The sequence below is a fragment of the Mesorhizobium sp. M7D.F.Ca.US.005.01.1.1 genome (assembly GCF_003952545.1).
GTDB lineage: Bacteria > Pseudomonadota > Alphaproteobacteria > Rhizobiales > Rhizobiaceae > Mesorhizobium > Mesorhizobium loti.
In genome coordinates this window covers 1,424,711-1,451,621 of the sequence record NZ_CP034453.1, presented here as the reverse complement: position 1 = coordinate 1,451,621, position 26,911 = coordinate 1,424,711, and the positions used below count along the sequence as shown (strand labels likewise).

Below are 26,911 nucleotides of genomic sequence, written 5' to 3'. Positions count from 1 at the left end.
ATACCCACCGTTCAACCCAAATAGCCTCTGCCCGGTTCCCTGAGTGCTTGCTGGCGGCGCGGCTGTCAACGCGCGGAGAGCTCAAAACATGAAAACAGGGTTCCGTCGCTGCTGCCGAAGCGACCCTCAAAACAGCGGCTGTCGATCGCCGCCAGGCGTTTTGACGGAACGATCCGGGCCTTGGCGGCGTGCTTCTCTACATCCAGTTCGATGCGAACGTCGTGAAACGCCAGAAAACGGCCGGTAAGCGGGAAATACATTTTGTAGAACGCTTCCTTGATCACGAACAGAAGCTTTGGCAGGTCGCAGCCCAGACCCCTTTCGATCTCTTCCCGCCCCTCCAGTTCGGCGGCGTCGGACACCAATCGCGCCAGTTCGCATGAAAGGGGAGAATCCTCCTCGATATCGATGCCGACGCCGAGGAATTCGGTGGATGATCCGACGGCGACGACGCACAGGTTTCGAGTATGAGAGATGGAACCGACAATAGCTGTCGGCCAGACTGGCGCACGATTGTCCCCGATCGGGACGACGCTGCCGCCTGCGCCAAGGCCCTGCAACGCCTGCCGGGCGTAGAAGCGTCCCGCGCGAAATTCGCGGCGTCGCGCCGGCACGACATTGCCGAGCGAAAGTTCTTCCTCGAGCAGCAGGTCGCGATCGGCTGGTGTGAGATCGCCGCCCTCGACGACGAGGCCATGGCCAACCAACTGCCGGACAGCCGCCACCAACTGGACTGACGAACTATCGTCGCGGAATTCCGGCTCAACAGGCAATACCATTCCTTTGCCGGGTGCAATTGCTGCCCATTCGATGCTGTCGCGAGTTGTATCAGAGCGTCGCCGATCCGGCCAAGGCCTGGGTATCTGGGGCTGAAATCCGACGGCACGAGACAAGCGCAGTCCCTGTCAGGCGTTGTAACGCGACGCTGGCAAGCCTTTGAAGAGGCGCGGTTATTTCAGCAAGGAGATAGCCAGTTTTGCAGAAAGACTGTTTGGTGGAGCCAATCGGGATCGAACCGACGACCTCTTGAATGCCATTCAAGCGCTCTCCCAACTGAGCTATGGCCCCACTTCCGGCAGTCACCGGCGCCGTTTCCGGCGAAGAGATCCGGCGCGGGTTGGAGACCGCGCCGTTAGTGCAGGCGGCTTCTAACCCCGCCTTTCTCAGATATCAAGCCTTCGAGAGCCGCTTTTTCTTCACAGGCCTCGAAAGCCCGCAAACGTCCGCTTTCAAGGCCGATCAGACCTCGTCGTCGTCGTCGCCAACGCCGATCATGTCGGCGACGTCGTCATCTTCTTCCTCTTCGTCGGCAAGGAAAGTGTCATCCTCGTCGTCGCCGAGGTCGACATCGTCCTCGTCGTCGCCGAGATCCGGCAGGTCGTCGCCCTTGACGTCCTCGTCGGCCTCTTCGAGCGAGACGACTTCAACGCCCTCTTCTTCCTCGGCGTCCACTTCCTTCTCGGCCACTTCCTCTTCCTCCTCGATGGCGGCAATCTTGCCTTCCTCGAAATAGGAACGCGGATAGGTCTTGCCGGTGTAGGGCGAGACGATCGGGTCCTTGTTCAGGTCGTAGAATTTTCGGCCCGTCTCCGGGTCGATGCGTTTTGTGCCAAGTTCGGTTTTTGCCACGGCAAGCCTCGTCAATAAAAGAGTGGTCCCCTTAACCACAGTTTGCAGCGCTGTCAAAGCGAAAAGCCGGCGTCACAAAACCATGCATTGAAAGGCCTCACGTCAAGTGACGACCATGGGGATGACCATTTCGGCCCGCCGTGATACGAGACCGCCGCAACAAATGAAAAGCGCCGGCTCGCCGGCATTCCGTCCAGGGAAATTCCATGTCTCACGCCGCCGCCCCCAAGCCGGCCACCGCCCGCCGATCCCCAGCCCTTTGCGGCACCGCTCGCGTGCCGGGCGACAAGTCGATCTCGCACCGTTCCTTCATGTTCGGCGGCCTCGCCTCCGGCGAGACCCGCATCACCGGCCTGCTCGAAGGCGAGGACGTGATGCGCACGGGTGCGGCCATGAAGGCAATGGGCGCACATATAGAGAAACGCGGCGCGGAGTGGGTAATCCGCGGCACCGGCAATGGTGCACTGCTGCAGCCGGAAGGCCCGCTCGATTTCGGCAACGCCGGCACCGGCTCGCGGCTCACCATGGGCCTTGTCGGCACTTATGACATGGAAACGACGTTCATCGGCGACGCCTCGCTGTCCGGCCGGCCGATGGGCCGCGTCCTCGAACCCTTGCGCCAGATGGGCGTGCAGGTGCTGAAGGCGACGCCGGGCGACCGCATGCCGATCACGCTGCATGGGCCCAAGCATGCCGCGCCGATCACCTATCGCGTGCCAATGGCCTCGGCGCAGGTGAAGTCCGCTGTGCTGCTTGCCGGTCTGAACACGCCCGGCATCACCACCGTCATCGAACCCGTGATGACGCGCGACCACACCGAAAAGATGCTCAAAGGATTCGGCGCCAACCTGTCGGTCGAGACCGACGAGCGCGGCGTGCGCCACATCTTCATCGAAGGCCAGGGCAAGCTGACCGGCCAGACGATCGCCGTGCCGGGCGACCCCTCCTCGGCCGGCTTCCCGCTGGTGGCCGCACTGATCGTGCCGGGTTCGGACATCACCATCGAAAACGTGTTGATGAACCCGACCCGCACCGGCCTGCTTTTGACGCTGCAGGAAATGGGCGGCAAGATCGACATCCTCAACGCGCGCAATGCCGGCGGCGAGGATGTCGCCGACCTGCGCGTGCGTTACTCCGAGCTGAAGGGCGTCACCGTGCCGCCCGAACGGGCGCCGTCGATGATCGACGAGTACCCGGTGCTCGCCGTCGCTGCCAGCTTCGCCGAGGGCGAAACGCTGATGCAGGGGCTGGAAGAACTGCGCGTGAAAGAGTCCGACCGGCTATCGGCCGTCGCCAACGGGCTGAAGCTCAACGGCGTCGACTGCACCGAGGGCGAAGCCTCGCTCGCCGTGCGCGGCAAACCGGGCGGCAAGGGGCTGGGCGGCCATCCCAACGGCCAGGACACGACCGTGCAGACCCATCTCGACCACCGCATCGCCATGAGCTTTCTGGTGATGGGGCTGGCGACGGAAAAGCCTGTCACCATCGACGATCAGGCGATGATCGCAACGAGCTTTCCGGAATTCATGGGCCTGATGACGGCGCTGGGCGCGGAGATTGGGTAGCAAATGTTGCAAGACTGGCCCATCCTAGCAGCTTGCCTGGGAGCGGCGTTGGTCCCTTATCTGATTGAGGGTTTTGTTTTCAAAAAACGCATCGGCATTTTTGCCATTCTTTTTTGGATTTTGGCACTTCAATTTCTAACGATGTATCTGTCGGTTTACGCAGCCACGTTCCTGGAAAACAACAAATGGGTTTTCCTTGCGGTGCTGATCAAAGGGTTCGGCGCAATGGCTTTTGTAACAATTGGCGTCGTACCGTTTATTGCGCTGCCGCTGTCGATTCTGATCGCTGCGGCGGTGTTGGCATTTCGCTTTTTCAGACCAGCCAAATGACCCCAACTTTCACCATCGCCATCGACGGCCCGGCCGGCGCCGGCAAGGGCACCCTTGCCCGCAGGTTGGCCGACCACTACCGGTTGAACCTGCTCGACACCGGCCTCACCTACCGCGCCGTGGCCTATGCGCTGATCCAGCACGCGCTGCCGCTCGACAATGTCTCGGCGGCGGAAACCGCTGCCCGCCAGGTCAATCTGGCAAAGCTCGACCGGACGGTGCTGTCGGCGCATGCGGTCGGTGAGGCTGCCTCGAAGGTCGCGGTGTATCCAACTGTGCGGCGCATCCTCGTCGAAAAGCAGCGCGACTTCGCCAAGACACCACCAGGCGCCGTGCTCGACGGCCGCGACATCGGCACCGTCGTCTGCCCCGACGCCGACATCAAACTCTATGTGACGGCGAGCGCCGAGGTGCGCGCGAAGCGGCGGCTGGCGGAGATCGAAAGCATCGGCGGCACCGCTGATTTCACCGAGATCCTCGCCGATATCGTGCGCCGCGACGAGCGCGACATGGGCCGTGCGGACTCACCGTTGAAGCCGGCCGCCGACGCGCACTTGCTTGATACCAGCGAAATGGCTATAGAAGCCGCGTTTCTTGCAGCCATGGCGATCATAGACGACGTGCTGGCCAAGAGAGACAAGGCCTGATCCGGGTTTTCCCTCGTGTTTCCGTTGCCGGAGGCGAAGAAAATACCCATATCGGGCACGAACCAGCCTGCCAGCATTCTTCATGCGCCGGAATTGCCGCTTAAAGAGCGGCCCAGGGCTTTTGTAGCCCGGAACGCCGGCAGGCCAACGCAACGCTAACCCACGGCGCCCGTCCCGCTTGAGATGCGGGGCACTCCAGGAGAAACAATGTCAGCTGCAAATCCCACTCGCGATGATTTCGCGAGCCTGCTCGAAGAATCTTTTACCGCCGGTCACTCCGGCGAAGGCCAGGTCGTCAAGGGCATCATCACCGCCATTGAAAAGGACATGGCCATCATCGACGTCGGCCTCAAGGTCGAAGGCCGCGTGCCGCTGAAGGAATTCGGCGTCAAGGGCAAGGACACCACCCTCAAGGTTGGTGACACCGTCGAAGTCTATGTCGAGCGCATCGAGAACGCGCTTGGCGAAGCGATGCTCAGCCGTGAGAAGGCCCGCCGTGAAGAGAGCTGGGTCCGTCTCGAAGAGAAGTTCACCAAGGGTGAGCGCGTCGAAGGCGTCATCTTCAACCAGGTCAAGGGCGGCTTCACCGTCGACCTCGACGGCGCCGTGGCCTTCCTGCCGCGCAGCCAGGTCGATATCCGCCCGATCCGCGATGTCTCCCCGCTGATGCACAACCCGCAGCCCTTCGAGATCCTCAAGATGGATCGCCGCCGCGGCAACATCGTGGTGTCGCGCCGTACCGTGCTCGAGGAGAGCCGCGCCGAACAGCGTTCGGAAATCGTGCAGAACCTCGAAGAAGGCCAGGTTGTCGAAGGCGTCGTCAAGAACATCACCGATTACGGTGCGTTCGTCGACCTCGGCGGCATCGACGGCCTGCTGCATGTCACCGACATGGCATGGCGCCGCGTCAACCATCCGACCGAAATCCTCAACATCGGTCAGACGGTCAAGGTGCAGATCATCCGCATCAACCAGGAAACCCACCGCATCTCGCTCGGCATGAAGCAGCTCGAGAGCGATCCGTGGTCCGAGATCGGCACCAAGTTCCCGATCGGCAAGAAGATCAAGGGTACCGTCACCAACATCACCGACTACGGCGCGTTCGTCGAGCTGGAGCCGGGCATCGAGGGTCTCATCCACGTTTCGGAAATGTCGTGGACGAAGAAGAACGTGCATCCCGGCAAGATCCTGTCGACGACCCAGGAAGTCGACGTGGTGGTGCTCGAGGTCGATCCGGCCAAGCGCCGCATCTCGCTCGGCCTCAAGCAGACGCTCGAGAATCCGTGGCAGGCTTTCGCCTCGAGCCATCCGGTCGGCAGCCAGGTCGAGGGCGAGGTCAAGAACAAGACCGAGTTCGGCCTGTTCATCGGCCTCGAAGGCGACGTGGACGGCATGGTGCACCTTTCCGACCTCGACTGGACCCGTCCGGGCGAGCAGGTCATCGAAGAGTACAATCGCGGCGACATGGTCAAGGCGCAGGTGCTCGACGTCGACATCGACAAGGAGCGCATCTCGCTCGGCATCAAGCAGTTGGCCAAGGATACGGTCGGCGAAGCGGCGACCTCGGGCGAACTGCGCAAGAACGCGGTCGTCACCTGCGAAGTCATCGGCGTCAAGGATGGCGGTCTGGAAGTGCGGCTGGTCGACAGCGGCATCGAGACCTTCATCAAGCGCTCCGATCTGAGCCGTGACCGCGACGAGCAGCGCCCCGAGCGCTTCACCGTCGGCCAGAAGGTTGACGCCCGCGTCATCGCCTTCGACAAGAAGACCCGCAAGCTGCAGGTCTCGATCAAGGCGCTGGAAATCGCCGAAGAGAAGGAAGCAGTCGCTCAGTACGGCTCGACCGACTCCGGCGCTTCGCTGGGCGACATCCTGGGTGCCGCGCTGAAGAAGCAGGGCAGCTAAGCCCTTCGCACCGCGAAGCCCTTCGCATAGGCTCGAAAACAAAACCCCGCCGGAGCGATCCGGCGGGGTTTTTCTTTGACCGACGTAAAAGTTGGAAGGTTACGCCCTGCCGTAAAGCGGCACCAGCGTGCCGCTCATCGCCTGGTTGGCCGGCGAGGCAAGGTAGGCGATGGCCTCGGCGGCAGCTTCGAGGCTGACCCATCTGGTGGCATCGGCATCCGGCATATCGGCGCGGTTTGCCGGGGTGTCGAGCGTCGACGGCGCCACGGCATTGACCAGGATGCCCTTGTGCTTCAGCTCCTCGGCCATCGCCACCGTCATCGCCGCCACCGCGGCCTTGCTGGCGGCATAGGCGACCATGCCGGCGCCGCGCCGCGGATCGAGCCCGGCGCGCGCCGTGACGTTGACGATGCGGCCCGCGATGTCCGACGACAGCATCGAGCGGATCGCGGCGCGGCAGCACAGGAAGGCAGTGCGTGCATTGGTGTCCATCATCTCGGCAAAGGAGGCCGATTCGATCTTTTCCACCGGTGCCGAGGTGAAGCCGCCGGCCAGGTGGATCGAGCCCCAGAGGCCTGGAACCTGACTGTAGAACGCCTCGACCTTGGCGGGGTCCGAGAGATCGACATTGTGCACCAGCTGGACACGATCATGCGTAGTGAAGGGGAAATGCGTAGGGGCGGCGGCATGGGCATTGGGCACATGGCAGATCGCGCCGTCACTCAGCAGTTTGCCGACAACCGCACCGCCGAGCGCACCGGTTCCGCCGGTCACGACGATATGCTTGCCTTCAAGTGTTTCCGTCATCTTGGACGCTCCTGTCATTTTTTTATCGTTAGGTCGTTTCTATGCCACGCCGACGCGAAGCGTCGCGCCTTTCGCGCCATCACTCAATTGAAATCTCGACATGGCAGTTGTCGCGTCTTTGCATGCGTCCGCCCACCGGTCGGCCATAGGTCATGCCAGCCGGGACGGGAAGCACGCGCCACCGATGTTCAGTCAACCGCGATTTCGATGACGCGCGGCAGTCCGGTGGCCCGCGCGCGTTTCAGCGCGCCCGCCAGAGCGTCGATATCGGCAAGCCGCTCGGCGCCGATGCCATAGGCCTCGGCCAGCTTGCAGAAATCCGGCGGCGCCGGCGACACGCCGACGGGCTCGACGCCGACATCGAGCATCGAGGTTTCGATCTCGCGGTAGCCGCGATTGTTCCAGACGACGAAGATGACCGGCGCTGCGGCATCGAGCGCGGCGCCCAGTTCCGGCAGCGTGAACTGGAAGCCGCCGTCGCCGGTCAGGCAGACAACCGGCGCATCGGGCACCGCAAGGGCAGCGCCGATCGCCGCCGGCGGGCCATAGCCGAGTGCGCCGAAGCCGGTGGCGGCATTGAACCAGCCGCCTGGCCGGTCATGGTCATAATAGAGGTTGGCGGCATAGATCGGCTGCGTCGAATCGCCGACAATGAGCGCGCCCGGCAAGGCGTCGCGGATCATCTCGACCGCGCGCACCTGCGCCTGCAGGGTCGGATTGAGCTCCGCAAAGGCTGCTTTTCGTGTAGCAGCGGCGCGCGACGAACCGCCCTCGCTTGTCGGGACATGGCCAGTTTCCAGAAGCAGCGCTTCGAGCGCCTCGGCGCAATCGGCCTGGATCGAAACCGTCGCCGGGCGGCGGGCAAGCTGGTCGGCGCCGATATCGATGCGGATCAGATTGGCGGGCAGGACGAAGCCGCCATCGCTGTAGCCGTCATAATCGGTCGGGCCGAATTCGGTGCCGGCGGCAATCACCAGGTCGGCGTCGGCCATGAGCGCCCGCACCGCCTTCAGGCTGGGACTGGCCGGCACGCAAAGCGGATGCCCATGCAGCAGGCCACGCGCATTGGCGGTCTGGACGACCGGTGCTCCCAGCCGTTCGGCCAGACGCCGCAATGGCGCCTCGGCGCGTTTGGCGCCGCCGCCGACCAGGATCAGCGGGCGGCGCGCAGCAGTGATGAGTTTGGCAGCGCTGGCAATTGCAGCACCTTCCGACGCGGGTGGCGTCACATTGCTCAGCATGGCAGCGATGCCATCCGCCGGCTTGACCATGACGTCGGTCGGGATCTCGATATGCACCGGACCGGGCCGAGCCGATGAAAACAGAGCGAAGGCCTGCGCCAGAGCACCGGGCAATTCGCTGGCCTCGGTAACGCGCTGCGAAAACAGCGCCACTTTCTCCATCATGCCGCGCTGGTCGGGCAATTCATGCAGAAAGCCCAGCCCCTTGCCCAGCGTCGGCATGGCGTTGACGCCTGAGATCACCAGCATCGGCACCGAATCGGCGCGTGCCTGTCCCATGGCGGTGATGGTGTTGGTCAGCCCCGGCCCGGTGATAACGAAGGCGACACCCGGCCTGCCGCTGGCGCGCGCATAGCCGTCGGCCATGAAGCCGGCGCCCTGTTCATGACGCGGCGTGACATGGCGGATCTTGGAGCGCGCCAGCCCGCGGTAGAGTTCGACCGTGTGCACACCGGGAATGCCGAAGACCGTGTCGACGCCATGGGCTTCGAGCAGCGAAATGAGCGCCTCGCCGACGGTGGTCCCAATGGTGGTCATTGGCGCAGCACCGGGCGCGTCAGGCAGGTCGGGCCGCCTTCGCAGGCGATGCAGAGCGCATCCGCCTCGAAGGTGGAAACCACGCAGCCAGCCGCCTGCATGGCGGCCGCTGTCCTGGGAAACCCGGCAACGGCGATGACCTGGCGCGGCGCGGTCGGCAGCACGTTGAGGCTGAGCCCATTGGAGGCGAAGAACTCGTCGGCATCGCCCTCGACCAGCTTGATGCCCCTCGCCCGCAGCAACTGATAGAAGGCGGCCGGCAGCAAGGGCGCGTAGACCAGCGCGAGATCGTCGGCGAGCGGACTGATCACCGACATCAGATGCAGGCAGGCTTCCTCGCCGTGCCAGAGCGGCAGATCGAAACCGAAAACCGAAATGCCCTTGGGCGAAAGCAGGTTCGAAAGCTGCTGGATGCCGTCCTGGTTGGTACGCACGCCGCGGCCGACGGCCAGCGTGTTTGCATCGACCCAGACGCAGTCCCCGCCTTCCACCTGGCCAGGGCTTTCGAGGCGGCCAAGGATGGGGATGCCCATGCGTTTGTAAGCTGCTTCGTGCAGACCAGGCTCGGCACGGCGCAGCGCCTTACCCATCGAGAGAATAATCGCGCCATGATCGGTCATCAGCGACGGATCATGGGTGAAGACGGAATCGGCCAGCCCGTCATCGGCATCCGTCAACCATTCGATTTCGGCGCCGGAAGCCGCGACCATGCCGGTCAACTGCTCATGCTGGGCTGCGGCCTTTTGCGAATCAAAACCCGGGCCGTAGTGCCATTCCTGCGCTTTGGCATGACGCATGGCGCTGGCGGCGGACCGCATCAGCACGCGTTTCAGGGGTCCGGCCATGGACTGCGACCCGTATGATTTGCCCACTAAATTCTCCCGAAACGTCCGTTGCCGCCACTAACCACTACAGCAAGCTGTGATCAATAGTCCAAAAACCATGGTTGACGGAGGCAAGCGGAACGGTCCATCCTGAGAATGGGAACTCTGTCCAGTGACGGGTAATGGGTAAAAGATACCAGCAGCGACGGGCTCGACCGCTCCGCGGAGCGTCGAAGGGATGATGGTGCAAAGCAGCGCCGCACCCGTATTGAAACACACGGCGCAGGACGGCGCCGCCGAAGCCATCCATGTCGAGAACCTGCACAAGAAGTTCGGCGAGCTGCATGTGCTGAAGGGCGTCTCGCTGTCGGCGCGCGACGGCGAGGTGATCGCCATCATTGGCGGCTCAGGCTCGGGCAAATCGACGCTGCTGCGCTGCATCAACTGCCTGGAAAACCCGACCAGCGGCATCATTCGCGTCAATGGCGAGGAGATCAAGCTGAAGGCCGACAGCCACGGCCACACCATTCCGGCCGACCGCAAGCAGATCGAGCGCATCCGTTCCAAGCTCGGCATGGTGTTCCAGAACTTCAATTTGTGGAGCCACATGACGCTGATCGAAAACGTCATCGAGGTTCCCGTGCATGTGCTTGGCATCAAGCGCGATGTAGCGATCAGTGAGGCCGAAAAGCTGCTCGCCCGCGTCGGCCTGGCCGAAAAGCGCGACGTCTATCCGGCCTATCTGTCGGGCGGCCAGCAGCAGCGCGCCGCGATCGCCCGGGCACTGGCCATCAATCCGCGCGTCATGCTGTTCGACGAGCCGACCTCGGCGCTCGATCCCGAACTGGTCGGCGAGGTGTTGAAGGTGATCGGCGACCTGGCGCGCGAAGGCCGCACCATGGTGCTGGTGACGCACGAGATGAAGTTCGCCCGCGAGGTCGCGACGCATGTCGTCTATCTCTACAATGGATTGGTCGAGGAAGAAGGCCCGCCCGAGCAGATCTTCGGCGCGCCCAAATCCGAAAGGCTGAAGCAGTTCATCCGCAACATCGGCTAGGACAGGCCGGGACGGAAGAAAACCGGGAACCAACAACAAACTGGGAGTCGTGACATGAAGACTGTTCTGAAGACATTCGCCGCAGCCCTGCTGCTCGGTGTCGCCGCCATGGGCGTGGCCAAGGCCGATCCGGTCAAGATCGGCGTCGCCGCCGAGCCCTATCCGCCCTTCACCTCGCCGGACGCTTCCGGCAAATGGGTCGGCTGGGAGATCGAGTTCATCGACGCGGTGTGCGCCGAAGAGAAGCTCGACTGCGTCATTACGCCGGTTGCCTGGGACGGCATCATCCCGGCGCTGACGACCAAGAAGATCGACCTCATCGTCTCCTCGATGTCGATCACCGCCGAACGCGAGAAGACGATCGACTTCTCGGACAAGTACTATAACACCCCGACGGCGATCATTGGCCCGAAGGACCAGAAATTCGGCTCCGCTCCGGACGATCTCAAGGGCAAGGTGGTCGGCGTGCAGGTTTCGACGGTGCATGCCGTCTACGCCAAGAAGCACTTTGGCAGCACAGCTTCCGAGATCAAGGAATACCAGACCCAGGACGAAGCCAACAACGATCTTGCCGCCGGCCGCCTCGATGCGGTTCAGGCCGATTCCATCGCGCTTGGCGAGTTCTTGAAGTCCGACCAGGGCAAGGCCTGCTGCGACCTGAAAGGGATGGTCGCTCCGGACGACGAAGTGCTCGGACCGGGCGTCGGCGCCGGTGTGCGCAAGGAGGACACCGAGCTGAAGGGCAAAATCAACGCCGGCATCAAGGCGATCCGCGCCAACGGCAAATATGACGAGATCTCGAAGAAGTACTTCGATTTCGATATTTACGGCGGCGGCGGCGCGCAGTCGAACTGACGACCCTCGCATGAGCTGAGGGGCATGGCGTCAGCGCCATGCCCCTCCTGCCGATCTTTCCCAGGCATGTTTGCCGCCGACGCAGCCGTCGGCGGTTAGAGCCAGCACCTCGGGGGCGACGCTGATCGACGCACTTCTTTCGGCCTCGGCGGCCGGCATCATCGAACTTCTCTCGCCCAATCCGCCGGGCTGGGGCGGGACCCTTTTGGTTGGACTGCTCCACTCGATCGAGATCGCGCTGGGCGCCACCTGCCTCGGTCTTTTGATCGGCACAGGCGGCGCCTATGGCAAGCTCTATGGCGGCCCGGTGGTGCGCGACCTGCTGGCGGTCTACACCACCATCGTGCGCGCCGTGCCCGAACTGGTGCTGATCCTGCTGCTCTATTATGCCGGGACCGACCTGATCAATCAGGCGCTGACGGCAATGGGGTATCAACGTGTCGACATCAGCGGCCTTGCCGCCGGCATCGCCGTGCTCGGCTTTGTCCAGGGCGCCTATTCGACCGAGGTGATCCGCGGTGCGATCCTGGCCATTCCGCAAGGCCAGATCGAAGCGGCCCGCGCCTATGGCATGTCTCCCGGCCTGCTCTTGCGGCGCATCACCTTGCCGGCAATGCTGCCCTTCGCCATACCGGGTCTCGCCAATCTCTGGCTGATCGCGACCAAGGACACCGCGCTGCTGGCGGTCGTCGGTTTCTACGAGCTGGCGCTGGCAACGCGGCAGGCCGCCGGTGTCACCAAAGCCTATTTCACCTTCTTTTTCGCAGCGGGCGTGCTCTATCTGCTGCTGTCGCTGTTTTCCAATCTCATCATCGGCCGGGTCGAGGCCTGGTCGCGGCGCGGCATGCCTTCGCTCAAGGAGGCGCGCTGATGGCCAACGAGGCGGCCATCATCAACGCCGTCGCGCGCACGTCGCTGTGGCTGCAGCCGCACCGCATCGTGCTGATCCTGATCGCACTCGGCCTGGTTCTGTCGGCGGCCTTTTTCATGCGCTGGGACTGGCTGCCGCAATATTATGAAATGGGCTTGATCGGCATCTGGCGCTCGTTGTGGATCCTGGCCGTCACATGCGTGCTGGGCTTCCTGCTCGCCGTGCCGCTGGGACTGGCGCAGGCCACAGGCTCCTTCTGGTTCGCCGCGCCTGCCAAGGTGTTCTGCACGGTGATCCGGGGCACGCCGCTGCTGATCCAGCTGTGGCTGCTCTATTACGGCCTGGGTTCGCTGTTCCCGCAATATCCGTGGATCCGCGAATCCTGGATGTGGCCGTATCTCAGGCAAGCCTGGCCCTATGGCGTGCTGGCGTTGACCCTGTCTTTCGCCGGCTATGAGGGCGAGGTGATGCGCGGCGCCTTTGCCGGCGTGCCCAAGGGGCAACTCGAAGCGGCGCGCGCGTTCGGCATGAGCCGCTGGAAGACGTTCCGGCGCATCTGGCTGCCGCAAGCCATCTACCGGGCGCTGCCGACACTGACCGGCGAGACCGTGCTGCAATTGAAGTCGACGCCGCTGGTGGCGACGATCAGCGTCATCGACATCTTCGCCGTTTCGTCCAAGGTGCGGCAGGATACCTACCTCACCTATGAACCCTTGCTGCTGCTGGCGCTGATCTACATGACGATCACCGGTATTCTGGTCTTCGCCTTCAGCAGGATAGAGGCCAGGATCCCGAACAAGATCGGTTAGTGGCGCACGAGTCGCACGGCAGACGGCGGCGGCGGACGCGCTCGCCGCTTTTCTTGCAGTTGCGGACGATTTTCAACACAAAAGCCCCCTCATGTGCTGCTACTCACAAACCCAACCCCATAACCGCAATGCGCGATCTCAGGACGGCCATCATGCAACTCAGTCTCGACCAGGCAAAAGGACTGTGCCGGATGGCGGCACTTGGCGCCGGCGCCAATGAGGAAGCGGCACAATCGCTCACTGCTTCGATCATCGCCGCCGAGGCCGAAGGGCTTTCCTCGGTCGGACTGTCGCACTTCATCGATTATCTCGAGGCACTGGAAGCCGGACGCATCGACGGCAATGCCGATCCGGTGATCACCCGGCCGGCGCTGGCGGTCTATCTCTCCGATGCGCGCGGCGGGCTGGCGCATACCGGCTTCGACCGCACCATCGACGACCTCGCCAAGGCAGCAAAACTGTTCGGCGTCGCCATCTTCTCGCAGAAGAACGCCTATACATGCGGGGCGCTCGGCTATTTCACCGGAAGGCTGGCAGCCCAAGGACTGGTTTCATTCGCAGCCACCAACGGCCCGGCCGTGCTTGCCGGCTCCGGCTCGGTCAAGCCGGTCTACTGCACCAACCCGATGTCGTTTGCCGCACCCGCCGCCGACGGCGCGCCGCTGGTCATCGACCAGTCGTCGAGCGCCACCGCTTTCGTCAACATCCGCAAGGCGGCCGAGGACGGCAAGACAATCCCAGAAGGCTGGGCGCTGGACGCCAGTGGCAACCCGACCACCGATCCGGCTGCTGCCATGAAGGGCGCCATGCTTGCCTTCGGCGGCCAGCGCGGCGCCAACATCGCGCTGATGGTCGAGGTGCTGGCGGCGGGCCTGTCGGGCGCCAACTGGTCGCTCGACGCGCCATGGTTCAGCGGCGGACCGGACAGCCCCGGCACCGGGCTGTTCGTGCTTGCCATTGAGCCCAAGCTGCTCGATCCGGATTTCGAGCAGCGGATGAAGGACCAACTCGACCGGCTGCGGCGGCGCTTCGGCGTGCATGTGCCCGGCCGTGCCCGGGCCGAAGCCGCCGAGAAGGCGCAAGCGCGCGGCATCACCGCGTCCAAGGCGGTGGTACAGCGCATTTCCGAATTCGCCGCCCGCTATTCTTCCTGATTATTCCATTAGACATCAGATAGTTATCTGAAATCCGCCCGCCTCAGGCGCGGCGCGGCGCGATTTTCCTTGCGCGCCGCTGAACCTTTCCGCGCCTTGCTGCGACACAGCTTTGTCCAGGGCAAGGCGAGCTTGCCCGATCCACACCGAGGGAAGCAGCAAACCGAAAGCGAGAGCCTGCGTCACGCGGAGGATGTCCCTTTGCGCCTCGGAAAACTCAATCCAGATCAAGAGGAAACTACCATGACCAACACCAAGATCACCATACTGACCGCCGTCCTTCTGCTCGGCTCGTTCATGGGTGCCACACAGGCAGCCAACCTAAAGGCCGCGCCAGTCAAGCCGTCCAGCCCGGGCTTCATCACCGCCCCGAGCGGCGGCGCCACCGAAGATCACTACTGCAAGAACGGCCATGCAAAATTCGCCAACTGCAGCGCCGATTTCATCGCGGCCTGCAAGAAGGTTGGTGGCACCATGTCGGATGTTCAGGGCTGGGGTGGGCGTACTTGCTTCACGCCCTCCTGATACCGTCTCAGGTCAGGCCGCTCCGTCGGCCCCTGACTTCGCATGATGTCACCCGGAAAACCCCGCTTCGGCGGGGTTTTCTGCGTTTCGCCCTACATGCACCAAAACATGATTACGATAGTTAACTTTTGTTAACTTGACTTGATGGAACCCATCGGGCGTTTGCGGGGATGACCACAACGACAGGAGCTACAATGTCCGCCACTATCGACGCTTCCCGCGGCAAGCTGATCATTCCGGTGCTTGGCCGCCTGTATTCGTCGCTGCATGACGCTGGCGAAACCGTTCTTCGCGTCGTCGCCGGGGCGTTTCTCACCATTCATGGTTCGCAGAAGATCAGCAATCCTTTCGGCGCCGCCGAAATGGTCGAGGGCCTCGGCTTTTATCCGGGCGCCTTGTGGTCGTTGGTCCTGGCCTGCACCGAATTCTTCGGCGGCATCTTCATCGCCATCGGGCTTTTGACACGGCCGGCCGCCTTTGCCGGGCTGTTCGTGCTGCTGGTCACGGTCTGGTTCCACTGGGTGACCATGAGCCAGGGTTTTTCGGGCGCGGAAAAGTCGCTGCTGTGGGCGGCAATCCTGCTCTTCTTCGTCATTCGCGGCGGCAACCGCCATTCGGTCGACGCTCGCATCGGCAAGGCGTTCTGACAGGGCGTTCTGACAAGGCTAAAACAAGGGCGGCAGCGACCACGCGTCGCCCTTTGCCTTTGGCGCGAAACGGATTATGAAACGGCTTCAGCCAAGCTTGCGAGCGCCGGAGCCAGCCATGACCGAAATCCTGCAGACCCCAAAGCTCGTCGTCGTCTTTGGCGGATCAGGCTTTGTCGGACGCCATGTGGTGCGCGCGCTGGCCAAGCGCGGCTATCGCATCCGCGTCGCCTGCCGGCGGCCCGATCTCGCCGGGCATCTGCAGCCGCTTGGCAATGTCGGCCAGATCCAGCCGGTGCAGGCCAATGTGCGCATGCGCTGGTCTGTCGACCGTGCTGTGCAGGGCGCAGATCACGTCGTCAATCTCGTCGCCATCCTGCATGAAAGCGGCCGGCAGAAATTCCCCGCCGTCCACGAGTTCGGTGCCCGTGCGGTGGCCGAAGCGGCTCGTGCCGTCGGCGCCGGCCTCACCCATGTCTCGGCGCTGGGCGCGGATGCGAACTCCGAATCGGACTACGCGCGCACCAAGGCGCTTGGCGAAAAGGCCGTGCTGGAGACGATCAAGGACGCCGTCATCTTCCGGCCGTCGATCAATTTCGGGCCCGAGGACGGCTTCTTCAACCGCTTCGCCAACATGGCACGCTATTCGCCGGTGCTGCCGCTGATCGGCGGCGGCCAGACCAAGTTCCAGCCGGTCTATGTCGGCGACGTCGCCGAAGCGGTGGCGCGCTCGGTCGACGGCAAGGTCGATGGCGGCCAGATCTATGAGCTCGGCGGGCCGAAGGTGCTCACCTTCAAGGAGTGCATGGAAGAGATGCTTGAGGTGATCGAGCGCAAGCGCCTGCTGGTGCCGGTGCCGTGGTGGGTGGCCAACATCCAGGCATCGATCCTCGGCCTCTTGCCCAATCCGCTGCTGACCAAGGACCAGGTGATGCAGCTGCGCGAGCACAACATCGTTTCGGACGCAGCCGCCAAGGCCAACAGGACGCTTGCCGGGCTCGGCATCCAGCCGCAATCGATCGCGACGATCCTGCCCAGCTACCTCTGGCGCTACCGCGCCGCCGGCCAGTTCCAGCAGCGCAAGCCTGCGGCTTAATTCATTACCACAGCTTGAAGGTGTGTTGAGATTCAGGTCAGGCCGAGCCGAGACCGGTGGATTCCGAGAACCGGAACGGAGCGTACTTTTGGTACGTGAGCACCGGAAGCGCAGGAAGCCATCGTTCGCAGGCCGGCATCACCTGAATATCAGCGCACCTGGCGGGGCGTGACCTGCATCGGTAGACCGCCTTGCGGCTGGGTGGTCAGTTTCTGTACCGGCCAGGGCTTGGTTTCGGCGGTGGTGTCGAAGCGGAAGCGCGACAGCATGATCGCCAGCGCGATGATCGCCTCCTGCATGGCAAAGCTGGCGCCGATGCAGACGCGCGGGCCCGCGCCAAACGGCAGATACTGGAAGCGGTCGATCTTTTCGCGATTTCCCGGGTGGAAGCGCTCCGGCAGGAAGGCATCCGGCCGGTCCCAAAGCTTCCTGTGGCGATGGACGACCCACGGCATGACCAGCACGGCGGCGTGCTTGGGGATATAAAGATCCTTCCACATTTCCGGCTCGATCGGCTCGCGGTTGATGGACGGTGCCGGCGGATAAAGCCTGAGCGCTTCGTCGAAGGCCGCACGCGTGAACGGCATGGCGTCCAGCCATTTCGTCGGATCGGGCTCACGCGCCAGCACCTGGTCGATCTCCTGTTCGACCCGGTTGCGCTCCCACGGTGATTCCGCGAGGCAATAGAGCGTCCAGCCCAGAGCCCGCGCGGTCGTCTCATGGCCGGCGCCGATGAAGGTGATGATGTTGTCCTCGACCTCGGCCCGCGTCAGTCCCTCCGGCCCTTCGGCCTTGAGCAGCAGCGTCAGGAAATCCTGCGGCACGGCATCGGGGTCGCGTTTGAATTTCCCTTCGCGCATCTTGACCGTGTCGGTGACGATCTTGCGGAAATAGGCCATGGTCTTGCGACCGCGGATGCGGGTGAGACGCGGCAGCCAGTCGGGCGCGCGCAACAGATCGAGCGGGTCGACGCGGCCCATGGTCTCGAACAGGCGGTCGATCTCGTTGGCGAAACTGCCAGGCTCGCCAGCGATCTCGCCGGAAAAAAGCGTCTCGGCCAGGATGTCATAGGTGAGCAGCGTCATGTCATGGGCGATGTCTGACGTACCGCCGTCTTCGTAGCGGGTGACGAAGTCCTGCGTGCGCCGGAGCATCGGTTGAGCAAAGCCGAAGATGTGGCGCGGCGTGAACACCGGCGCCATCGCCTTGCGCGACCGCTTCCAGACTTCGCCCTCGGCGGTCAGCAGGCCGTCGCGAAGGATCGGCCGCAGGATCTTCTGGCGCACCGTCGCCATCTTGTAGTTCCTGGCGTTGTCGACCAGCACGTGGCGGATCAGGCCTGGATCGTTGGCGACGATCAGATGTCCGCCAACGCCATTCGCCGAAATCCAGGGCTCGTTGTAGGTATGCTCGCCCCACAGTTCGAGCGGGTTGCGGTAGACGATGCGGATCATCTCCAGCGTCGAGGGCGGCGTCGTGCGCGGCTTCGGCGCCGGCGGGACGAAAGGGGCGGGCTGGATGTCCATGCTGTGCTCCGCTGATGACCCAATGTAGTGGGCCGCAAAGCAGGCGTCCATGTGACCGAACGGCAAAGCCCCTGCTCTCCGGGCCCCTGCTCTCCGGAATGTGACCGGTTACCGCGAAGTGCCTTCTTGTTGCCCCGAGCGGCATGCCTTAGGTGGCAGTCACCAATAGATACCGCCACCGCAGGAGCCCGCCTTGAAGCACCAGTTGAACATCATCATCGGCAGCACGCGGCCAGGCCGCGCCGGACCGGTTTTCGCCGAGTGGCTGGAGAGGTTCGCGCGCGAGCATGGAAAGTTCGAGCCGGTACTGACCGACATCGATACGTTCAAGCTTCCGGTGCTGGACGAACCGCACCATCCAAGGCTCGGCAACTACCAGAACGACCATACCAAGGCCTGGTCCAAGGCGATCGACGCCGCCGATGCCTTCGTGTTCGTGGCGCCGGAATACAACTATTTCGTGGCGCCGGCGATCGTCAACGCGATCGACTATCTCTCGCGCGAATGGAAGTACAAAGCCGCCGCCATTTTCAGCTATGGCGGCGTCTCCGGCGGCCTGCGCGCGGCGCAAGCGCTGAAGCCGCTGCTGACCTCGGTGGGTGTCACGCCGATCTCGGAAGGCGTCGCGCTGCCGATGTATCAGAAACTGCTCGACGTGAACGGCGCTTTCAACGCCAGCGAACAGGTGCAGGGCGGAGCCAAAACCATGCTCGACGAGCTGTTGCGCTGGAGCGAGGCTCTGAAGCCGATGCGGGCCGCCTGAAAGCGCTGGTTTTCCGGCAAAAGCCCGGCTTGCTCATGCCATAAAGAGGTGGAATGTTCGCGCAAATGAACAAGCCGGGGGGCGGTTCGACTTGCGTTTGCTTCTTGCCTTGCTGCTGATGCTCACGACCACCGCCACCGTGGCGGCCGAGCGGCGCGTGGCCTTGGTCATCGCCGACGACGACTACCGCCTGATCCGGCCGCTTGCCAATCCGGTCCATGACGGCGAAGCAATGGGAGCGGTGCTGAAGAAGCTCGGCTTCGAGGTTGTCCTCGAAACCAATCGCGACCTGCGGCGCATGCGCCGCGCGCTCGACGATTTTCGCCAGGATGCCAAAGGCGCCGACGTGGCGCTGGTCTATTTCTCCGGCCACGGCGTGGAAATCTCGGGCGACAACCGGCTGCTGCCGGTCGATGCCGACGCTTCCTCGCTCGATGCGCTGGAGAAAACCAGCCTGCCGCTGGAGGAGGTGCGCGACACCGTGGCCGCCACTGCCAAGGTCGGCCTGATCATGCTCGACGCCTGCCGCAGCGATCCTTTTTCGGGCACGGTGGGCGAAGGTCGAGGTGCGACATCGCTGGCAAAGGATGTCGCGGAAAAAGTTCGGCCGGGTCTCGGCCGGACTGGCCGCGCCGAAAACATCCTGTTTGCCTTTTCCGCCGCACCGGGTGAGACGGCCGCCGACGGAACCGGCCAGAACTCGCCGTTCACGACGGCGCTGACCAAATATCTCGGCACCGACGGGCTCGAAATCCGCTCGGTGCTGACACTGGTGCAGCAGGAGGTCTATGACCTGTCGCGCGGCAAGCAGCTGCCCTATGTCGAGAGCGCTCTGCCGCAACTCTTCTTTGCCGCGAAGGCCAGGCAGGACTTGCCCGAGCGCGAGCGCCTGTTGCTCGCCATGGCCGATGTGACGCCCGAAATGCGCGGCCAGGTCGAGCAGATCGCCAGTGACGCCGACATGCCGCTGGCGCCGCTTTATGGCGCGCTGATCGGTCTCGACACCAAGCCCCTTTCCGCCGAGAGCCTGGACGCCAGCCTGCGCGAGGCGGCGGACGCTTTCGTCAAGGTGCGCGGCGAGATGAAGACGCTAGCCGCCGACGATCCACGTGTGACGGAACTGCGTCGGCAGGCCGAGGAGCAGCTGGCCCTGGGCGCCTTCGGCGCGGCACAGGCAAGACTGGCGGAAGCGGTCGATATCGACGACGTGTCGCGCAAGGCGCTGAAGGTGAATTTTGTCGACCGCACGCTATCGCAGGCCGCAACGCTGTTCCTGTCGGCGGGCGCATCGCGCGCCGACCTCAACTATGCGGCAGCCATCAAGGGCTACGAGACCGTGCTGTCGCTCTATGGCGAGGCCGGGCAGACCTCGCTCAGCCTGGAACAGGCCGACCGCCAGAGCCGCACACTGGAGGAGCTCGGCATCCTCTATACGACGGTCGGCAATGTCGACGCAGCCGGCCGCGCCTTCACGGCCCTTTTGGCAAACCTCGAGCAGCGGTCGCGTCAGGAAACCGATCCCAGCGTCAAACGCGATCTCGCCATCAGCCATATCAAGCTCGCCAACATCAAGATGGCCCAAGGCGACCTGCCGGCCTCCCTGGAAAACTACGAGGCCGCCAGGGACGTGCTGCAGGGTCTGACCGCAAGCCTGCCGGACAAGAAAGACTGGCTTGGCGATCTGGCCATGGCCAATGACAAGATCGGCAACGTGCTGGCGACGCAAGGCGATGTTGGTGCGGCCGCCCAAGCCTATCAGCAAAGCCTGTCGATCAAGCAGCAATTGGCCGATGCGGAGCCGGACCGCGCCTATCTGCTGCGCGATCTGACCATCACCTATGATGAAATCGGCGACCTTGCCCGCACCGCCGGACAGCTGGATAGCGCCCAGACGGCATTTGAAGAGAGTCTGAGAATTCGGCTGGCGCTGGCCGAGAACAAACCCGATGATCCCGAGCGCCAGCGCGCTGTCTCCGTCAGCCATGAAAGGATCGGTGACGTGCTGCGCGAGCGCGGCGACCCCGCCGGTGCACTCGTGGCCTACAAAAAGAGCCAGGCGATCGCCGAAGAGCTGGTGCGCCGCGACCCCAACGATACCGACTTGAAGCGCGACCTGTCGATCGGTTACGCCAAGGCCGGCAATGCGCTAAGCGACCGGAAGAGCTGGTCGCCGGCACTGGCTTCCTATCAGCAAGCGCTTGATATAGCGCGTGAACTCGCCGCCACCGATCCTGGCAACACAAACTGGCAGCGGGACCTGTCGGTTTGTCTGGAAAAGGTCGCCGGTGTGCTTGATGTCCAGGGCGATATCAGCGGCGCACTGCAAAACTATCAGGACAGTCTTGCCATTGCCGACCGTCTGGCCAAGCTCGACCCAGCCAATTCCGACTGGCAACGCGATCTGTCGATCACGCTCTCGGAAATCGGCATGCTGGAGACCAAGCAGCGCCACTTCGAGGGCTCCAGGAAAGCCTTCGAAACCAGCCTCGGCATCCGCCAGCAACTGGCCCAGTCCGATCCGGACAATGCGATCTGGCAATTTGATCTGGTACAGGCCTACATCAACTACGCCTTTGTGGCGAAGGATCCGAAGGCGGTGCTGACCAAGGCGCTTAACCTGACGCTGGAGCTCGACCGCACGGGTCGGCTGGCGCCGAGAGACAAATCCACGATCAAGTATTTGCGCGGCCTTCTCGCCAAATTCGGCGGCCGAAAAAAATAGCCGGCTGCCGGCTGGGCGTTCGCCCCCGAAATGCTCGCAAACCTTGGAAAAACCGCCTTTAGCGCCTATATCTAATGCATATCAGAGGCGCGATTCGGGGCCGATTTTTAGCGCCGTGCAAGCGGCATCCAGACAACAGGTTTTCATGAGCGATCAGATCGACAACAACAACGGCGCTGAAGCCGAATACGGCGCCGATTCCATCAAGGTTTTGAAGGGGTTGGATGCTGTCCGCAAACGCCCCGGCATGTATATCGGCGATACTGACGACGGTTCGGGCCTGCACCACATGGTCTATGAGGTGGTCGACAACGCCATCGACGAGGCGCTGGCGGGCCACGCCGACCTCGTCACCGTGACGCTCAATCCCGATGGTTCGGTCACCGTGATCGACAACGGCCGCGGCATCCCGACCGATATCCACACCGGAGAAGGCATTTCGGCGGCCGAAGTGATCATGACGCAGCTGCATGCGGGCGGCAAGTTCGACCAGAACTCCTACAAGGTCTCGGGCGGCCTGCATGGCGTCGGCGTCTCGGTGGTCAATGCGCTTTCGGCCTGGCTGAAGCTGAGGATTCGCCGCAACGGCCAGATCTTCGAGATGAGCTTCACGCATGGCAATGCCGACGCGCCGCTGAAGGCCACCGGCAGCTATGAGCAGGACAAGCAGCCCGGCACCTATGAAGGGCGCAGCGGCAGCGAGATCACCTTCTTCCCGTCGTCCGAGACCTTCACCATGGTCGAGTTCGATTTCGGCACGCTGGAACACCGGCTGCGCGAGCTCGCCTTCCTGAATTCCGGCGTGCGCATCATTTTGACCGATGCCCGTCATGCCGACATCGTGCGCCATGAACTGCACTATGATGGCGGGCTGGAAGAGTTCGTCAAATATCTCGACCGGGTCAAGAAACCGCTGATCGACAAGCCGATCGCCATCAAGGCCGAGCGCGACGGCATCACCGTTGAAGTGGCGATGTGGTGGAACGACAGCTACCACGAGAACGTGCTGGCCTTCACCAACAACATCCCGCAGCGCGATGGCGGCACCCATCTGGCCGGTTTCCGCGGCGCGCTGACACGCCAGATCACCGGCTATGGCGAATCCTCCGGACTGACCAAGAGGGAAAAGGTGGGGCTGATCGGCGACGATTGCCGCGAGGGCCTGACGGCGGTGCTGTCGGTCAAGGTTCCCGACCCTAAATTCTCCTCGCAGACCAAGGACAAGCTGGTCTCGTCCGAAGTCCGCCCGGTGGTTGAAGGACTGGTCAACGAGGCTCTCGGCACCTGGCTCGAGGAACATCCGGCCGAAGGCAAGGTGGTGATCGACAAGGTGATCCAGGCCGCCGCGGCGCGCGAGGCGGCACGCAAGGCCCGCGACATCACCCGCAAGAGTTCGCTCGGCATCACCTCGCTGCCCGGCAAGCTGGCCGACTGCCAGGAACGCGACCCGGCGAAATCCGAGATCTTCATCGTCGAGGGTGACTCCGCCGGTGGCTCGGCCAAGGGCGGCCGTTCGCGCCAGAACCAGGCCATCCTTCCGCTGCGCGGCAAGATCCTCAATGTCGAGCGGGCCCGTTTCGACCGTATGCTCGGCTCCGAGATGATCGGCACGCTGATCACCGCGCTCGGCACCTCGATCGGCAAGGACGAGTTCAACGCCGACAAGCTGCGCTACCACAAGATCATCCTGATGACCGACGCCGACGTCGACGGCGCCCATATCAGAACCTTGCTGCTCACCTTCTTCTTCCGGCAGATGCCGGAGCTGATCGAGCGCGGCCATCTCTACATCGCCCAGCCGCCGCTCTACAAAGTGACGCGTGGCAAGAGCTCGCAGTACATCAAGGACGAGAGCGCCTTCGAGGAATTCCTGATCGGCTCGGGACTGGAGGAAGCATCGCTTACGCTCGGCTCGGGCGAGGTTCGCATCGGACAGGACCTGCGCGGCGCCATCGACGACGCGCTGGCCGTGCGCCAGCTGATCAACGGCCTGCACACGCGCTACAACAGGGGCGTGGTCGAGCAGGCGGCGATCGCCGGCGGCCTCAACCCGGACGTCTTTACCGATCTCGCCCAGGCCAATGCCATGGCCGAGCGCATCGCCAAGCGTCTCGACATCATCGCCGAGGACACCGAACGCGGCTGGACCGGTCGCATGTCGACCTCGAACGAGGGCATCGGCGGCTATGTGTTCGAGCGTACGGTGCGCAGCGTCAAGGAATACGCGCATCTCGATCTGGGGCTGATCAATTCGGCTGATGCACGTCAGCTCGACCGCTATGCGCCGCGCCTTACGGAAGTCTATGGCGAGCCACCGGTGCTGCGCCGCAAGGATGTCTCGGAGACCATCTCGGGACCGATGGCGCTGCTCAACGCGGTCTTCGCGACCGGGCGCAAGGGCCTGACCATGCAGCGCTACAAGGGTCTCGGCGAGATGAACGCCGAACAGCTCTGGGAAACCACGCTCGATCCGAACGTGCGCTCGCTGCTGCAGGTCAAGGTCAATGACGCGACGGATGCGGATAGTCTGTTTTCGCGGCTGATGGGCGACGAGGTCGAGCCCAGGCGTGAGTTCATCCAGGACAACGCGCTGTCGGTCGCCAATCTGGATATCTGATCTCGATAGTCTCTGACATTGGCGCGCCGCGGCGCGCCAATCCTTCCATCCATGGCAAACAAAATCATTTTATAACCCGCCGGAACGGAAGTCCCCTCGGGACATTGTGACAACATCGATCACAATTTCTCACAGGAGGCTTTCATGGGACGTGGCATTTTGCTCTGGTTGCTCGGAATCCCGATTCCAATCATCATTCTGATCATGCTTTTCGTACGATAGGGGGAACTCATGCAGTCCACTCTATCGGCTGTCGACGTTTCCACTTCAACAGAATCCTCTACTACTGCCGTCAGTTGGGGACCGATCATCGCCGGCGCCTTCGCGGCCTCGACGTTGACCTTCATCCTCATGCTGCTTGGTTCAGGCCTTGGGCTGAGCATGGTGTCACCCTGGTCTGGCTCCGGCGCGTCGGTCACGACCTTCGCGGTCTCTACCGCGATCTGGCTGGTCATCGTGCAATGGCTGTCCTCCGGTGTCGGAGGCTACCTTGCCGGACGCCTGCGCACGAAATGGGTCGGCATCCACACCGACGAGGTCTATTTCCGTGACACTGCCCACGGCTTTTTGGCCTGGGCGATGGCCACCCTGATCGTCGTCGGTGTCCTGGGCTCGGCGCTTTCCGCTGCGGTGGGTTCAGGCGTGCAGGCAGTCTCGACCGTGGCGTCGGGCGCCGCCATGGGTGCGTCGGCCGGTGCATCCGCCAATGCCGGTGGCGCTGCTGCTGACAATGCGACGTCCTACTTGGTGGACTCGCTGTTTCGTCCGGCTGATCCGAGCAAGCTCACGGCGGTCAGTCCGGACGGCGATGCGGCCGCGATCGGGCAGGCCTCGCGCATCCTGGTCGCCAGTGCCGCGGCAGGCGAAATCTCGGCCGATGACAGGACCTATCTGTCGCAACTGGTCGCCGCCCGCACCGGCCTCTCCGAGGCTGACGCCAAGGCACGTGTCAATGCCCTAGTCGCCAAGGTCCAGGACGCCAAGGTCAAGGCACAGCAGGCCGCCGACACCGCCAGGAAGGGCAGCGCGACTTTTGCCTTGCTCGGTGCCTTGTCGCTGGTGATCGGCGCCTTCATCGCCAGTGCAGCAGCCGCTCTCGGCGGCAGGCAGCGCGATGATGAAGAAGCGGTGTTCCTGACCAGCCGCTGATCTGGACCTGAAGCAGATCGATCCACTCCGGGGCAAAGCCCCGGGGTGGATTTTCTGTTTGAATTGCCAGGCGGCGCGTGGAGTATCGATCCCGTTCGCCGTTCTCATTTTTCGGAAGTCATAGCCGGCGCTTCCGCCTGGCTCGGCTCCAGCTTGCGGCCAAGGTCGACAGCGTCACGCAGCACGGCAAGATGCGAGCGAGCGCCGGCTGCGACTTCGACACCGGTCGCCGCCAACGACCAGTACAGCGTGTGGGTGAAGACGCGACCAAGTGAGCCGCGCAGCTCGACCTGGATATTCTCCACACCCGGACCGAAATTTTCCGCCATCGGCCCGGAGATCGGATCGCCCGTAAGCCAGCCATTGCCGCGGTCGAAGATGTTGGTCCAGCGCGTCGCCGCAAACACCGCGCCATGATGCACGGCGCGCTGCGGCTTGCCCGAACGGTTGCGGCCTTCCTGATAGAGCACGGTGCCGCCAGCCGCTGCCCCTTCGGCAATCGGCGGGCACGCCGAGAACAGCCGCTCGGCAATGCCGCGCCTGAATTCGGCGAGATTGTACGTCACCAGAAATTCGCTGTGGGTCAGCGGGCTGCCAAGCGTGACGAAATCGCTGATCTTCCAGGGCCGATGGTCGGCATCGCCAGTGCGCAGCTGCCGGTAGAGCTCCCACTGATCGCGCCGGAAGCCGGCGAGATCGTCCAGGCTGCCGGGCCAAGCCGAACCGTCGGCAACAAGCGTCGCCTTGTCGATGGCGTGAATCGCCTTCAGTTTCGCCTTGTCGCGGATGGCCTCCAGTTTCCGGGGCCTGAAATCGGCCCACAGGATCTGCAACAGATCATAGGCGATCATCGACCCAAGGCTGTGCGAGACCAGCACGATCCGGTCGTAACTGTCGTCCATCATCAGACGCTTCAGCAGCCTCAGGCCGCGGTCGCGGATCAGCGCGCGCTTTTCGACCGTCGCCGCTTCGGCGCGTACATAGGCGGCGACATCGCCGAAATAGGGAAGGCCAAACCGGTCCACCACCCAGATGATGAACGAGGCCAGGATGGTGACGAACAGAGCGGCGGCCCAGGAGATATAGTGCTGCCAAACCGAGGTCGCGAGCGCGAGCATCGAGCAAAGGACGACGATGACGGCAAGAAGAGTGACGAGATAGAGCTTGCGGGCGTCGCGCGGAATGTCGGCGAGCTTACGCCACAGCAGGTTTGTCACCCAGGCGGCAAGCCGCCCCCGCGTCGTGCCCTGCGTGATGTCGGCCCAGTAGAGCTCGTAGAAATCGGTGCGACGGCCTTCGACATCGTAAGGCGTGGTGATGCGGCGAAGTTCGTATGAATTTGTCCGGCTGTCGGGGGTGATCCAGCTCTGGTTGATCTTCGCGCCGGTGGGATCGGCCGGATCGGCGACATGGGCATAAAACGGCGCGCGGCTGGGATCATGGCTCCAGACAGCCTGGACAAAGCCGCGCAACGTATCCATCGGCCGCTGTTCGCCCATGCCATGCACGATCACCACCGCCTGGCTCAGCTTGTGCGGTGCTTTTGCGGTGACCGGCGATGCGACGGGATCGGGCATCAGCGTCTCCGTTGACGACAATCCCGTCGGTGAGACGGGACGTCGTCATCGTAGCCTT

At 63.3% G+C, this 26,911-nt stretch carries 24 protein-coding genes and 1 tRNA gene; 16 read left to right on the top strand and 9 right to left on the bottom strand.

Annotated elements, in window-relative coordinates; translation table 11 throughout:
• Positions 1-65: 65 nt before the first annotated feature.
• From EJ076_RS07065 to EJ076_RS07055, 3 genes are all read right to left on the bottom strand, one after another.
• Positions 66-773, bottom strand: a complete 708-nt coding sequence (locus tag EJ076_RS07065) for a 4'-phosphopantetheinyl transferase superfamily protein (protein ID WP_164548561.1) — start codon at positions 771-773, stop codon at positions 66-68.
• 219 nt (positions 774-992) lie between these two features.
• Positions 993-1,068 (bottom strand) — tRNA-Ala (locus tag EJ076_RS07060).
• A gap of 171 nt (positions 1,069-1,239) precedes the next feature.
• Positions 1,240-1,629: a TIGR02300 family protein gene (locus tag EJ076_RS07055; protein WP_126067395.1), complete on the bottom strand. Its 390-nt coding sequence runs from the start codon at positions 1,627-1,629 to the stop codon at positions 1,240-1,242.
• A gap of 206 nt (positions 1,630-1,835) precedes the next feature.
• Between EJ076_RS07055 and aroA the strand changes: the two genes are divergently transcribed.
• The 4 genes from aroA to rpsA all read left to right on the top strand — a co-directional run bounded on the left by aroA (position 1,836) and on the right by rpsA (position 6,076).
• Complete coding sequence (gene aroA / locus EJ076_RS07050) at positions 1,836-3,194, top strand: 3-phosphoshikimate 1-carboxyvinyltransferase (RefSeq protein WP_126067394.1); 1,359 nt, start codon at positions 1,836-1,838, stop codon at positions 3,192-3,194.
• A 3-nt stretch (positions 3,195-3,197) separates the two neighbouring features.
• Positions 3,198-3,524, top strand: coding sequence for a hypothetical protein (locus EJ076_RS07045; RefSeq protein WP_126067393.1), 327 nt, complete (start codon positions 3,198-3,200; stop codon positions 3,522-3,524).
• Entirely contained in the window at positions 3,521-4,171 is a 651-nt protein-coding gene (cmk, locus tag EJ076_RS07040; RefSeq protein WP_126067392.1) for a (d)CMP kinase, read from the top strand. Before EJ076_RS07045 ends, cmk begins: the two co-directional genes overlap by 4 nt.
• A gap of 207 nt (positions 4,172-4,378) precedes the next feature.
• Positions 4,379-6,076: a 30S ribosomal protein S1 gene (gene rpsA, locus EJ076_RS07035; protein WP_023811516.1), complete on the top strand. Its 1,698-nt coding sequence runs from the start codon at positions 4,379-4,381 to the stop codon at positions 6,074-6,076.
• Between the two features lie 99 nt (positions 6,077-6,175).
• Here rpsA and EJ076_RS07030 read toward each other — a convergent pair whose 3' ends face one another.
• The 3 genes from EJ076_RS07030 to EJ076_RS07020 all read right to left on the bottom strand — a co-directional run bounded on the left by EJ076_RS07030 (position 6,176) and on the right by EJ076_RS07020 (position 9,506).
• Entirely contained in the window at positions 6,176-6,883 is a 708-nt protein-coding gene (locus EJ076_RS07030; RefSeq protein ID WP_126067391.1) for an SDR family NAD(P)-dependent oxidoreductase, read from the bottom strand.
• A gap of 188 nt (positions 6,884-7,071) precedes the next feature.
• Positions 7,072-8,661, bottom strand: a complete 1,590-nt coding sequence (locus tag EJ076_RS07025; RefSeq protein WP_126067390.1) for a 5-guanidino-2-oxopentanoate decarboxylase — start codon at positions 8,659-8,661, stop codon at positions 7,072-7,074.
• Positions 8,658-9,506, bottom strand: a complete 849-nt coding sequence (locus EJ076_RS07020; protein ID WP_126067389.1) for an arginine deiminase family protein — start codon at positions 9,504-9,506, stop codon at positions 8,658-8,660. Before EJ076_RS07020 ends, EJ076_RS07025 begins: the two co-directional genes overlap by 4 nt.
• Before the next feature lie 220 nt (positions 9,507-9,726).
• Between EJ076_RS07020 and EJ076_RS07015 the strand changes: the two genes are divergently transcribed.
• From EJ076_RS07015 to EJ076_RS06995, 5 genes are all read left to right on the top strand, one after another.
• On the top strand, positions 9,727-10,542 hold the full coding sequence (locus EJ076_RS07015) for an ABC transporter ATP-binding protein (RefSeq protein ID WP_126070979.1): 816 nt from the start codon (positions 9,727-9,729) through the stop codon (positions 10,540-10,542).
• 54 nt (positions 10,543-10,596) lie between these two features.
• A complete protein-coding gene (locus EJ076_RS07010) occupies positions 10,597-11,397 on the top strand; it encodes a transporter substrate-binding domain-containing protein (RefSeq protein ID WP_126067388.1) in 801 nt (266 codons plus the stop codon).
• Between the two features lie 157 nt (positions 11,398-11,554).
• The gene (locus tag EJ076_RS07005) at positions 11,555-12,268 is read left to right on the top strand and encodes an ABC transporter permease (protein ID WP_206438806.1); all 714 of its coding nucleotides are present in this window, start codon (positions 11,555-11,557) and stop codon (positions 12,266-12,268) included.
• On the top strand, positions 12,268-13,077 hold the full coding sequence (locus EJ076_RS07000; protein WP_109665767.1) for an ABC transporter permease: 810 nt from the start codon (positions 12,268-12,270) through the stop codon (positions 13,075-13,077). Before EJ076_RS07005 ends, EJ076_RS07000 begins: the two co-directional genes overlap by 1 nt.
• A 152-nt stretch (positions 13,078-13,229) precedes the next feature.
• On the top strand, positions 13,230-14,231 hold the full coding sequence (locus EJ076_RS06995; protein ID WP_164548560.1) for an Ldh family oxidoreductase: 1,002 nt from the start codon (positions 13,230-13,232) through the stop codon (positions 14,229-14,231).
• A gap of 15 nt (positions 14,232-14,246) precedes the next feature.
• Here the strand turns inward: EJ076_RS06995 and EJ076_RS06990 are convergent, their stop codons facing one another.
• Entirely contained in the window at positions 14,247-14,462 is a 216-nt protein-coding gene (locus EJ076_RS06990; protein WP_126067387.1) for a hypothetical protein, read from the bottom strand.
• A 12-nt stretch (positions 14,463-14,474) separates the two neighbouring features.
• On the opposite strand from EJ076_RS06990, the gene EJ076_RS06985 reads away from it, so the two are divergent.
• From EJ076_RS06985 to EJ076_RS06975, 3 genes are all read left to right on the top strand, one after another.
• Complete coding sequence (locus EJ076_RS06985; RefSeq protein WP_126067386.1) at positions 14,475-14,756, top strand: hypothetical protein; 282 nt, start codon at positions 14,475-14,477, stop codon at positions 14,754-14,756.
• 194 nt (positions 14,757-14,950) lie between these two features.
• On the top strand, positions 14,951-15,403 hold the full coding sequence (locus tag EJ076_RS06980; protein WP_126067385.1) for a DoxX family protein: 453 nt from the start codon (positions 14,951-14,953) through the stop codon (positions 15,401-15,403).
• A gap of 118 nt (positions 15,404-15,521) precedes the next feature.
• Positions 15,522-16,499, top strand: a complete 978-nt coding sequence (locus EJ076_RS06975; RefSeq protein ID WP_109665755.1) for a complex I NDUFA9 subunit family protein — start codon at positions 15,522-15,524, stop codon at positions 16,497-16,499.
• A 149-nt stretch (positions 16,500-16,648) separates the two neighbouring features.
• Here the strand turns inward: EJ076_RS06975 and EJ076_RS06970 are convergent, their stop codons facing one another.
• Positions 16,649-18,025 (bottom strand): cytochrome P450, encoded by a 1,377-nt coding sequence (locus EJ076_RS06970; protein WP_126067384.1) that lies wholly within the window; start codon positions 18,023-18,025, stop codon positions 16,649-16,651.
• Positions 18,026-18,218: 193 nt separating this feature from the next.
• Between EJ076_RS06970 and EJ076_RS06965 the strand changes: the two genes are divergently transcribed.
• The 4 genes from EJ076_RS06965 to EJ076_RS06950 all read left to right on the top strand — a co-directional run bounded on the left by EJ076_RS06965 (position 18,219) and on the right by EJ076_RS06950 (position 25,276).
• Positions 18,219-18,788, top strand: a complete 570-nt coding sequence (locus EJ076_RS06965; protein ID WP_126067383.1) for an NADPH-dependent FMN reductase — start codon at positions 18,219-18,221, stop codon at positions 18,786-18,788.
• A gap of 91 nt (positions 18,789-18,879) precedes the next feature.
• Positions 18,880-21,510: a caspase family protein gene (locus EJ076_RS06960; RefSeq protein WP_245462966.1), complete on the top strand. Its 2,631-nt coding sequence runs from the start codon at positions 18,880-18,882 to the stop codon at positions 21,508-21,510.
• Between the two features lie 145 nt (positions 21,511-21,655).
• Entirely contained in the window at positions 21,656-24,127 is a 2,472-nt protein-coding gene (gene gyrB / locus EJ076_RS06955) for a DNA topoisomerase (ATP-hydrolyzing) subunit B (RefSeq protein ID WP_109665740.1), read from the top strand.
• 231 nt (positions 24,128-24,358) lie between these two features.
• Positions 24,359-25,276 carry a hypothetical protein gene (locus tag EJ076_RS06950; RefSeq protein WP_126067382.1) on the top strand — a complete coding sequence of 306 codons (918 nt, stop codon included), beginning with the start codon at positions 24,359-24,361 and terminating at the stop codon, positions 25,274-25,276.
• Between the two features lie 104 nt (positions 25,277-25,380).
• Here EJ076_RS06950 and EJ076_RS06945 read toward each other — a convergent pair whose 3' ends face one another.
• The gene (locus EJ076_RS06945; protein ID WP_126067381.1) at positions 25,381-26,853 is read right to left on the bottom strand and encodes a hypothetical protein; all 1,473 of its coding nucleotides are present in this window, start codon (positions 26,851-26,853) and stop codon (positions 25,381-25,383) included.
• Positions 26,854-26,911 lie beyond the last annotated feature (58 nt).

What these genes read in the sequence shown, in the direction of transcription:
- EJ076_RS07045 (WP_126067393.1), top strand. Translation starts at nt 3,198, where the DNA reads ATGTTGCAAGACTGGCCCATCCTAGCAGCTTGCCTGGGAGCGGCGTTG.
- EJ076_RS07025 (WP_126067390.1), bottom strand. Translation starts at nt 8,661, where the DNA reads ATGACCACCATTGGGACCACCGTCGGCGAGGCGCTCATTTCGCTGCTC.
- EJ076_RS07000 (WP_109665767.1), top strand. Translation starts at nt 12,268, where the DNA reads ATGGCCAACGAGGCGGCCATCATCAACGCCGTCGCGCGCACGTCGCTG.
- EJ076_RS07030 (WP_126067391.1), bottom strand. Translation starts at nt 6,883, where the DNA reads ATGACGGAAACACTTGAAGGCAAGCATATCGTCGTGACCGGCGGAACC.
- gyrB (WP_109665740.1), top strand. Translation starts at nt 21,656, where the DNA reads ATGAGCGATCAGATCGACAACAACAACGGCGCTGAAGCCGAATACGGC.
- EJ076_RS07015 (WP_126070979.1), top strand. Translation starts at nt 9,727, where the DNA reads ATGGTGCAAAGCAGCGCCGCACCCGTATTGAAACACACGGCGCAGGAC.
- EJ076_RS06945 (WP_126067381.1), bottom strand. Translation starts at nt 26,853, where the DNA reads ATGCCCGATCCCGTCGCATCGCCGGTCACCGCAAAAGCACCGCACAAG.
- EJ076_RS06950 (WP_126067382.1), top strand. Translation starts at nt 24,359, where the DNA reads ATGCAGTCCACTCTATCGGCTGTCGACGTTTCCACTTCAACAGAATCC.
- EJ076_RS06995 (WP_164548560.1), top strand. Translation starts at nt 13,230, where the DNA reads ATGCAACTCAGTCTCGACCAGGCAAAAGGACTGTGCCGGATGGCGGCA.
- aroA (WP_126067394.1), top strand. Translation starts at nt 1,836, where the DNA reads ATGTCTCACGCCGCCGCCCCCAAGCCGGCCACCGCCCGCCGATCCCCA.
- EJ076_RS06975 (WP_109665755.1), top strand. Translation starts at nt 15,522, where the DNA reads ATGACCGAAATCCTGCAGACCCCAAAGCTCGTCGTCGTCTTTGGCGGA.
- EJ076_RS07020 (WP_126067389.1), bottom strand. Translation starts at nt 9,506, where the DNA reads ATGGCCGGACCCCTGAAACGCGTGCTGATGCGGTCCGCCGCCAGCGCC.
- rpsA (WP_023811516.1), top strand. Translation starts at nt 4,379, where the DNA reads ATGTCAGCTGCAAATCCCACTCGCGATGATTTCGCGAGCCTGCTCGAA.
- EJ076_RS06970 (WP_126067384.1), bottom strand. Translation starts at nt 18,025, where the DNA reads ATGGACATCCAGCCCGCCCCTTTCGTCCCGCCGGCGCCGAAGCCGCGC.
- EJ076_RS06985 (WP_126067386.1), top strand. Translation starts at nt 14,475, where the DNA reads ATGACCAACACCAAGATCACCATACTGACCGCCGTCCTTCTGCTCGGC.
- EJ076_RS07010 (WP_126067388.1), top strand. Translation starts at nt 10,597, where the DNA reads ATGAAGACTGTTCTGAAGACATTCGCCGCAGCCCTGCTGCTCGGTGTC.
- cmk (WP_126067392.1), top strand. Translation starts at nt 3,521, where the DNA reads ATGACCCCAACTTTCACCATCGCCATCGACGGCCCGGCCGGCGCCGGC.
- EJ076_RS06980 (WP_126067385.1), top strand. Translation starts at nt 14,951, where the DNA reads ATGTCCGCCACTATCGACGCTTCCCGCGGCAAGCTGATCATTCCGGTG.